Annotated in this window: 9 protein-coding genes and 1 pseudogene; 5 read left to right on the top strand and 5 right to left on the bottom strand. The window is 62.5% G+C overall.

Annotation, left to right across the window (positions count from 1 at the left end):
- Window positions 1-376 precede the first annotated feature (376 nt).
- Window positions 377-2,488, top strand: a complete 2,112-nt coding sequence (dcm, locus tag AC1DRP_RS32340; RefSeq protein WP_476770639.1) for a DNA (cytosine-5-)-methyltransferase — start codon at window positions 377-379, stop codon at window positions 2,486-2,488.
- A 340-nt stretch (window positions 2,489-2,828) separates the two neighbouring features.
- On the opposite strand, the gene AC1DRP_RS32345 is transcribed toward dcm, so the two are convergent.
- From AC1DRP_RS32345 to AC1DRP_RS32355, 3 genes are all read right to left on the bottom strand, one after another.
- Window positions 2,829-3,206, bottom strand: coding sequence for a hypothetical protein (locus tag AC1DRP_RS32345; RefSeq protein WP_476770640.1), 378 nt, complete (start codon window positions 3,204-3,206; stop codon window positions 2,829-2,831).
- Between the two features lie 75 nt (window positions 3,207-3,281).
- Window positions 3,282-3,542 carry a hypothetical protein gene (locus AC1DRP_RS32350; RefSeq protein WP_476770641.1) on the bottom strand — a complete coding sequence of 87 codons (261 nt, stop codon included), beginning with the start codon at window positions 3,540-3,542 and terminating at the stop codon, window positions 3,282-3,284.
- 171 nt (window positions 3,543-3,713) lie between these two features.
- Entirely contained in the window at window positions 3,714-3,932 is a 219-nt protein-coding gene (locus AC1DRP_RS32355; RefSeq protein ID WP_476770642.1) for a hypothetical protein, read from the bottom strand.
- Between the two features lie 57 nt (window positions 3,933-3,989).
- On the opposite strand from AC1DRP_RS32355, the gene AC1DRP_RS32360 reads away from it, so the two are divergent.
- The 4 genes and pseudogenes from AC1DRP_RS32360 to AC1DRP_RS32375 all read left to right on the top strand — a co-directional run bounded on the left by AC1DRP_RS32360 (window position 3,990) and on the right by AC1DRP_RS32375 (window position 6,216).
- The gene (locus AC1DRP_RS32360) at window positions 3,990-4,187 is read left to right on the top strand and encodes a DUF4113 domain-containing protein (RefSeq protein ID WP_476770643.1); all 198 of its coding nucleotides are present in this window, start codon (window positions 3,990-3,992) and stop codon (window positions 4,185-4,187) included.
- A gap of 1,079 nt (window positions 4,188-5,266) precedes the next feature.
- Window positions 5,267-5,422: a DUF6634 family protein gene (locus AC1DRP_RS32365; protein WP_476770647.1), complete on the top strand. Its 156-nt coding sequence runs from the start codon at window positions 5,267-5,269 to the stop codon at window positions 5,420-5,422.
- 94 nt (window positions 5,423-5,516) lie between these two features.
- Window positions 5,517-5,962 (top strand): annotated as a pseudogene (locus tag AC1DRP_RS32370) (transposase); the annotation flags it as partial.
- Entirely contained in the window at window positions 5,959-6,216 is a 258-nt protein-coding gene (locus AC1DRP_RS32375) for a hypothetical protein (RefSeq protein WP_476770644.1), read from the top strand. The pseudogene AC1DRP_RS32370 and the gene AC1DRP_RS32375, both read left to right, overlap by 4 nt.
- A gap of 135 nt (window positions 6,217-6,351) precedes the next feature.
- Here AC1DRP_RS32375 and AC1DRP_RS32380 read toward each other — a convergent pair whose 3' ends face one another.
- On the bottom strand, window positions 6,352-7,434 hold the full coding sequence (locus AC1DRP_RS32380) for a hypothetical protein (RefSeq protein WP_476770645.1): 1,083 nt from the start codon (window positions 7,432-7,434) through the stop codon (window positions 6,352-6,354).
- The gene (locus AC1DRP_RS32385) at window positions 7,427-8,407 is read right to left on the bottom strand and encodes a threonine dehydratase (protein ID WP_476770646.1); all 981 of its coding nucleotides are present in this window, start codon (window positions 8,405-8,407) and stop codon (window positions 7,427-7,429) included. The genes AC1DRP_RS32380 and AC1DRP_RS32385 overlap by 8 nt, the downstream gene beginning before the upstream one ends.
- Between the last annotated feature and the right edge of the window lie 51 nt (window positions 8,408-8,458).

Consider the following 8,458-nt stretch of genomic DNA (forward strand, 5'->3'; position numbering starts at 1 on the left):
ACGGTATACTGCCACGCGCGTCTCCCAGACCACCTTCTCTCGCCCTCTGAGAAAGCCGAGCGCAGCAGGCAGCGTCAGGAGGTCATCGCGGGTATCCGATCGGAGGGCTTCTCCGAAGAGTTTATCTCCTTGTTCAAATGCGCGTACGAGAACGGGGCCCCGAAATCCGCTTTCATCGAGACGCTGACTACGTTCCGGGTTTTCGTCGGTTCGATCTCGAGCCGGGCGAGGTTGACGGCGAATGCGAAGCGGGACTTGCTTCCGGAACATGATCGATGTGGCGGATGGTTAGGTTGTTCGCATTTTTAGCGATTACGCTCATCTGAAATGCACAGCCTATCCGGCATGAAGCCGGGGAGTTCCGGAGCCTGTGCAGATGAGCGAAGACGCCTCCCGTATTGTCGACAGCATTTCACCCCCCGAATCCGACGTTCCGCAATCCGAGGCAGACGTTATCGGGCAAGCACTGAAGCCGACAGAATTCCCTGAGCAGGTCGGCCGAGAACATTCGACGGGCAAGCAGGTAGCGAACTCTCCGCACGACCAGGCCACCGGAGACGAGCGCAAGCTGCTGGAAAGTTTCAAACAAGTCCGCGATCGCACACTCGCTGGCCGTCGGCGCGCTGTCGCCGACGCGTTCGCCTTCGCCGATCAATGCAAGGCCTTCGCCGAGCGGCTGCCGAAGGCCCAGGTTCTTGCATTCGTTCGAGATGAGTGCCGCGTTTCTCGGTCGGAAGCTCATGCTTACCTGCAACTGGCCGAGGTTGCCGATCCCGAGCGGGTCGTCCTTGAGCAGAGCGCGGTGGACGTTGGTGTTCTGCTCCGACTGGCGAAGCAGCCGGCAACCGTCTGGACTGAGGCCCTGACGATGCTGCGCTCCGGGCGGACCTTGTCGCTGGCTAACCTGCGATTGCTGCGGCGGGACGTGCTCGCGGGGGAAGCGCGGGTTTCCGGAAAACCGGATCGCAGTGCGATTGTCGAACTGAAGCGGGCCGTCAGGCTGAAGGCTCGGGGTTCCATCGATCGTTTTCTCGAAGATCTTGGCGCCTTGGCCAATGCGTTCGCCACGCTCTACAACGAGACGGACCCCGAGAATCGTTCGCCCGAGACGGTCGCAAGAGCCGATGCACTAGCTCAGGACGCCCAGGGGGTCGCGAAGCACCTCCGGGCGCTCGTTCCGGCCGACGTCCTCGCGGCCGATGCGGCATACTACGGGGAGCAGTCGTGGGCTCTGGTCCACGACGACCTCTGCCGGATTGCCGACCGCAAGCTCTGTTCCGTCGAGGACTGGTCATGGCCGGATGACCATCCGCTCTGGATCGATGAGCGCCTGCACCAGTCCCTGGTCTGGGCGCTCGGCCACGAGGTTCCGGAACTGGCCGGCCGCAGGCGTCGGGTTGACGAAGGAGTCGTCGCGCTTGACCGCCATCCGCGAAGCGCCGCGTCCCGTCCTTCCGCTCCGTATCGCTACTCGGTGCTCGAGCTGTGTGCCGGGGCAGGGGGGCAGGCTATCGGGCTCCACGCGGCAGGCTTTCGGCATACCGGCATTGTCGAGATCAATCCGGACGCGGTGGCGACATTAAGGGCCAATCGCCCGCGGTGGCCTGTCATCGAAGCGGACCTGAACGCGCTCGATATCGCTCGCTTCGAGCGAGTGGACGTGATCGCCGGCGGGCTGCCTTGCCAACCCTATTCGCAAGCGGGAGAGCGCCGAGGTGCTGCCGACGAGCGGGATTTGTTCCATCGCGCGCTCGAGATCATCAAGCAGATCCGCCCGAAAGCGGTGCTGATCGAAAATGTGGTCGGGATCACGCAGGTCACGCATGGGCTCCGGCGGCTCGCGGTTTACGCCGAGCTTGAGCGTCTCGGCTACGATGCCGAATGGCGCGTGATCGAGGGACCCGATTTCGGTCTGGGACAGAATCGCCGCCGCGCCATTCTCGTCGCGATGCGACGTGGAATGCTGCATCGCTTCCGCTGGCCACTCCCGCCGGAAATGGCGCCGATGCCAGTCGGAATCTTGTTAAAGGACCTCATGGGCGCCCGCGGCTGGAAAGGCCTCGATGCATGGGTCTCCAAGGCCAACGGTATCGCGCCCACGTTGATCGGGGGCAGCATGAAGAAGATGGGAATGGATCTGGCGCAGCCAAAGTCGCGCGGCGCCTGGCGTGACCTCGGCGTGAATCCCGGATCTGTGCCGCATAATGCTCCGGAACCGGAATTCGTTGGATACCCGGGGCTGACCTTGCAGATGCTTGCGCGGCTACAGGATTTTCCCGATCACTGGACCTTCAGCGGGTCGCGTCTCGCTCAGTTCCGCCAGATCGCGAACGCGTTTCCGCCGCGGCTGTCCCGCGTGATGGGCCTGGCACTCCAGCGGGCACTCTCTGGCGAAGAGATCGATCCGAARGTTGCAATCGAGTCGCCGCTGTTCAAGCGAATCGACATCGCCGAGTTGAACCTGCATACGCTCGAAGCTGCGGAGTAATTCCGCGCGAAGCTGCGGCGTTCCGATGCAGGCGGTAGGAGCGACCATAAGCTCCGACTGAGACGGGGCAGAAGGGTACACCGAGGGGGAGTCGACGCTACACTCGTAACAGCAGTTCCCAATCGGACTCTAGCTGCAACGCGGCATGCCGGTTGGAATTCAATCCGATACGGAATTCGGGAAACTGGATTCCGTTCAGTTTCGGAATTTGGCGCCTTCGGGCTATTCACCCGCGTCAAAGCCGGCCACATCACCATGTCCTCGGTCGGACAACCTCCTCGGAGCCGCCACGCCCGGGTCGCTCGGAGGAAAGCCGAGGAGGAGGTGCCCCGGCTCCTGATTAGGCGGCAAGTGCTTCGGAGGAAACGCGGAGGGTATCCCTGAGACGCTCAAGCGATGCCCTCTCGCAGTTGATCTCGAATCGGCGGCCGGTTGCGCGGATGCTCCGGTTGGCCTCGTCCATTCTCTCGCGAAGGGCGTCACGCGCGGCCTCGACGGTCAGGCCACCGGCGAACTCACGCGCATCAATCGTATTCATGGGATCGGAGTCCGGAACGAAAACGAGGCGGGCAATCGCGGGCAGTCCATCGTATTCTTCGTTGTCATTTTCGTCGAAAGAAACTTCGAACCGATACTCCCCTCTGATGAGGTGTTGTGTCTCAAGCGCTTCGATCCTCCGGTTGATCCCGGCGATCCGCTCGGCTTCGGTCATGGTCATGATGCATTCCCTCCTAGGTTGGGGGAGTGGTCGCCTTCGAGGAAGGCCAGAGAGGTGCCCCCAACCTCATTGAGATCAGGCGGCTTTGAGGGGGACCTCGTAGGCGCAAACGTCGTCAACGGCATCGGCGTCATGCCGCTGGACCTTTGGGAAGCCCTGTGGAGCGCTGAAGACGTTCAAGGAGGCATTCGTGTCATCGCGGAAGGCGGTTTCGTACTCCCGTCCGTCTTCGCCGATCTTGGCTTCGGCGTGCTGGACCGCTTCGATGAGCCCGTCGGCGTTCTCGTCGAAGAAAACGTTACCCGAGTTGCGGAAGATGATGATGTAATTGGTCATTGTCTTGGTAACTGATTTATTCGTGATGTTTGGAATTGGTATTTCTCAATTTCTATAATAATATGATGCGTATTTGCATCGATAGGCGGAAATGTACYACAGATGGATATTCTCTAACTTTGGAATTTAATACGAATATAGAGCTAATAACATTCGTTTCTATCATCTTATTCAAATGAAATCGTCGAAAATCGCGAAATCGAGAATATAAAACTCGACCTTGATCTGAGAGTAGCGATTTCCGGCCGGGGCGCGATAAAGCAACCGGGGCTCGCGCCAGATCGAGCCGATGCGGACAGCGTGATGCCCTGCCGCGCGGCGGACTGCATCTGGAGGACGGCTACGCCTACGCCAAGGGCGGATCATAATGAGCGAGCCTGCCCCCAGCATCTGCGCCTCAAGCCGACCTATTCCCATCCCGCGATTCCCGCGACGTCGGCGAAGCTGATGGCAGCGATAAACACCGTCAACCCCCGCTTTGGCCGAGGGGCGCTCTGCCCGACGGCGACCGGCGTGAGCCGGTGGACACCAAGAGCCAACAAAGTCAGTCCGAGGTACACGACATCATTCGAAGTTGCGCTGGTGGTGCGGACGGGGAGACGCGTCACTCAGAGAATCCCGAAGTCAACGATTCAGTCCTTCTGAATTTCGTTGCGTTTCGGAGGAGTAATGGGCGCGACCTCACCCGAAGGCCTGGCAGCCTCAAGCCGAAGAAGCAGGCGACGCCCAGCCTCATCGCGATCATAGCCCGCGGCAACCAGCCGCCCATGGGCGCCTCGGATGATCTTCCACACGACCTGCCACCTAGCATCGTGCTCGGCGCCCGGCTTCTTCGCGGCTGCGGTTGCCAGCGCACGTACCTCATGAAGGACAGCACGATCCAGATCGTCCGCCTCCGGAAGAGAGCCAGCAGCCAGACGTGCACGATACCGTGCCTGGCGCTCGCGATGCGCCTGCGATCCTGTCGTTACCGGCCGTCCCCCCATGTCTGCCCTCGAAACTCGGTGTCGTCACTCAGAGATGATTGGCCGTGGGCGCGAACGGGACAAGCGCCGGTGACAATCCGCCGATGGACAACATCAAGCTGAGGAAGTGGCCGCCGCCCGCAGGACTTCAGGCGTCAGGACCAGAGGCCTGAGAGAGCCCGCCGTGCTCGTTCGGGCCGAAATTGGCTCTGAGCGCCTTGGCGCCTTCGACGAGGATCTCGTCGACATGGGAGATCTCCAGTGTTGGTGCGATGGGGCCTGAATCCTCTGCATGTGGAGATAACGTGCCATGATCGCGCTCCCGTCCTGCACGGCGTACTGGGCGGTCCTCGCCCGCAGCATGTAGCTCTCGCCGCGAATTGAATGGTAAGTGTCATCCGGCCAGGCCTTCCCGAACTGGACCTCGAGGCGAGACCGCTGGTAGCGAATGGGAGCTTCGCTCCGTCGCCGCGGCAAGAGAAAGCAGCGATCGTTCTCGCGCAATGAGTTCTGCGCGCAACCGACAGTTCGGGTGGCGGATAGTCCCATCGACCCATCTTTGGCTGGCCGGAGGGAATGTAGATGCCGGGGGGTGGCGGCGTTTCCCCAGAGGAGCGCGCGACACTTGGTCGAGAGGTCGAAAGACTTCGGCGGCTCGCGGACGACCTGGAAGCGGTGGCCGCCGGGACCTATACAACCGGTTCCGGCACCCCAACCATTGGTTGTTGGTGGGTGGGTACGCGAGCCGAGCGCTGCCTTATGGGTGAGGTTTCCGAACACCCGGAACTCCCCGGGACAGGTCGACCCATCGTTACCTCGGGCCTTTTCTTTCTCGACGCGCAGCGAGGCTGGGCGAGAACGTTTTCCCGATGGTACCGACTTGGCATTCCGCACGGCGCAAGGCTGGACGGCTGACCTTGGACACATCGCTCGCCCCACGCATTCGCGACGCCGCTCACCCGACCGAGAATTCGAACGAGCGGTTGCAATAAGCCTTGGTCGAACTTGCCCGGCGAACCGCCATGGCCTTGCGGCCGGCGGCGGGGTGACGTTGGCCACCGGCACGGCCGAACGCGAAGCGGCGCTCGCCCTGCTGGATGCGAGGCCAGGTCGCACACGGCGGATCACACTCGGCGCCGACAAGGCCTTTGACGTGAAGCAGTTCGTGGCCGATCTCAGAGCCCGATCGGTCACCGCGCATATTCGCTAGCAACAGAACATGTCACCAAGACCGGCAAGTGGCGCCGGACCGCCCTCGATTGGCGCGTCCAGCGCCACCCCGGCTATGAGATCAGCCAGCGCTGCCGCAAACGTATCGAGGAGGTGTTCGGCTGGATCAAAGGCTCGGCGGGACTGGCCAAGATGAAAGTTGCGCGGGCGCCCCAAGGTCGATGCCGCGTTCACGCCGCCTACAACCTGATCCGCCTGCCCAAGCTTCTGGCGGCCCCGGCATGATCCTCAAGGGCAAGTGTCGGATCGTCCAGATGGCTGTGTGGGATGCCGAATTCCTCGACATGGTGGAACTGGCCTACATCCTCTTCGACGGCAAGACATGCGGAGAATTCGCCTTCGGCTGCGTCACCGGCCAGCTTCACGGCCGCGACGCCGGCAACGGCGTCAACTTCACCTGGCAAGGCAATGATGAGATGGACGAGGCCTCAGGCGACGGACGGCTCCCTCAAGGGCGAAATCCGTTTCCACAACGGTGACGTTTCCACCTTCATCGCCCGTCCTTGGACGACGTCTTCAAAAGCCTGCTAGGAGCGTGATTAAAGAGGATCTGAGACCACGGCGGACGACCATGCCGGCAGGCTAGTCTTGCGTGGTTTATGCCGGGTCAACGATCAGGGCCGGGAGACCTGCACGAAGCCATCCGAACTCACCTGGGCGTCGCGCGCGATCGCWRTCAGGTCAGCCTCGACACGCCGCGCGATCGGCAGCCGGAAATGCAGCGGATCCCAGTAATTGCTATCCTGCTGCGTGACCATCGAGCGATGAGCGAAATCGGCGATGACGGCGCCGCGCCGCGCGGCGAGGGTTCGGAGCGCCTCCTTGCAGGCGGYGTAGCGCTGCCAGCCTGCCGAGCCCTCACGCGGCAGYGCCGTGAGATGAGCCGGCGGAAGAACGATCAGCTTTTTCGTCTGCCCCGGAAGTGCTGCCAGGGCCGTGTCCAGCCACTCCAGCGCCGGAAAGCGCCAGCCTTCCCGCTCCCTCGCATCCACCTTCGCCGCCGGCACGATCGGAGCCAGGTCTGGAGCAACGCCGCCATAGCCGTGGAACAAGTGAGAGCGAGCCCGGGCCAGATCATAGGTCTGTTCTGGTGGCGTGAACACTTCGTAGCCGTCGCGGCGGATCCGCTCAGGCAGATATCCGAGCCTGTGCGCCAGAAGGCGGCCCGCGATTTCCAGCGTGGTCAGGTTGATCAGCTTCGGCCAGTCATTCCAGCGGGCGTYGTCATAGAGCCAGGGCGGAAATGGGCGCGGCGTCAGGCGTTTACCTGGTTCGGTCGCATCGGGATCGCACCATGTCGTGTCGATGCCCCAGATTACMGCCTTGGGCGTAGCCGTYTTGCGCGCGAACAACTCCGCCATCTGGACCTGCTCCCAMGGGGTGGCAGCGTTCATGSCGAGATTGGCCATGCGGACATCGAGGCCTTGCGACAGGACMGCAGGGTCGAGCAGCCGCATCGTCGATGTCCCGAAGATGGCAGAATCGAACGCGCCCGAGCGGACRAGCTGCGGGTACATGTAGCGCTGGTTGAGATCCATCAGCGGGCGCGCCGCCTGTCCGGTGGCAAGGCGCGAACCGAACGGATCCATCACCGCGATGAAGCCGAAGACAAGCAGGACCAGGGCGAGCRCCGCGCTGAGAAATGCCAGCGACCAGCACTTCCAACCCGCTGCGTCGGCAGCTTTCGAACTAGCCAATGCGAGGGGTTTCCCCGGCAAGAACCTTGCGGAAGACCGGCATGTCGATATTGCCGCCCCCAAGGACGACGCCAACCGAGGCGCCCTGGTTGAGTTCGARCTCGGCTGCTGCTGCCGCCAGCGGYGCAGCCCCGGCCCCTTCCGCGAGATTATGGGTGTCGAGATAATAGCTCCGGATCGCCTCGGCGATCGCATCTTCGCTGACGCGCACGATCCGCGCCGCGCCCTTCARGATGATCGTGAGCGCACCGGCATCGGGCACCCGGACCGCAATGCCGTCAGCAAAGCTCGGMGCATCCTCGACYGCGACSACCTGTTTCGCCTCGACCGAGCGGGCGTAGGAATCGGCGATCTCCGAGACGACGCCGATGATCTCGGTCTTGAGGCCGAGCGCATCGCGCGCGGCAATCAGGCCGCAGATGCCGGAGCCAAGTCCGATCCCGACATAGACGCGCGTCAGATTCGGCCGCGCAGTGAAAAGCTCGAGCGCATAGGTTGCGACMCCGCAGACGAGATCGCGATGGAAGGACGGCACCATCTCATAGCTGCGCTCGCGGGCGATTTGCTGAGCCGCGGCCCGGGCCTCGTCGAAATCCCGGCCGGTTTCGATCAGCTCGGCTCCGAGCGCCTTCATGGCGGCGTTCTTTTCCACAGCATTGCCGAGCGGCACGACGATCACCGAAGGCAGCCCGACTCCGCTTGCCGCCATCGCGATGCTCTGGCCGTGATTGCCGCGYGTCGCCGAGACGACGCCCTTCACATGCGGGCGCTCGCGCTTCARTCGGTCGAGATAGACGATGCCGCCGCGCAGCTTGAAAGCCCCGATCGGCGTGTGATTTTCGTGCTTCACCACGATTTCGAAGCCGTGACGCTGCTGCAGCAGCGGCCAGGCATATTGCGGCGTTCCCGGGAAGACAGTGTCCACAAGAGCCTTGGCGGCCTTGATCTCGGACAGGGTGGGCAAATCGGTCATGCGGATCCTCCGGAGCGCTTCTGCCACATCTCAAAGCCATCGAACAATGAC

This window comes from Allobosea sp. 01N443, assembly GCF_056399325.1.

Coding starts and splice junctions, on each gene's coding strand:
- AC1DRP_RS32365 (WP_476770647.1), top strand. CDS start 5,267: ATGGGTGAGGTTTCCGAACACCCGGAACTCCCCGGGACAGGTCGACCC.
- AC1DRP_RS32360 (WP_476770643.1), top strand. CDS start 3,990: ATGGCAGCGATAAACACCGTCAACCCCCGCTTTGGCCGAGGGGCGCTC.
- AC1DRP_RS32350 (WP_476770641.1), bottom strand. CDS start 3,542: ATGACCAATTACATCATCATCTTCCGCAACTCGGGTAACGTTTTCTTC.
- AC1DRP_RS32355 (WP_476770642.1), bottom strand. CDS start 3,932: ATGCTGGGGGCAGGCTCGCTCATTATGATCCGCCCTTGGCGTAGGCGT.
- AC1DRP_RS32345 (WP_476770640.1), bottom strand. CDS start 3,206: ATGACCATGACCGAAGCCGAGCGGATCGCCGGGATCAACCGGAGGATC.
- AC1DRP_RS32375 (WP_476770644.1), top strand. CDS start 5,959: ATGATCCTCAAGGGCAAGTGTCGGATCGTCCAGATGGCTGTGTGGGAT.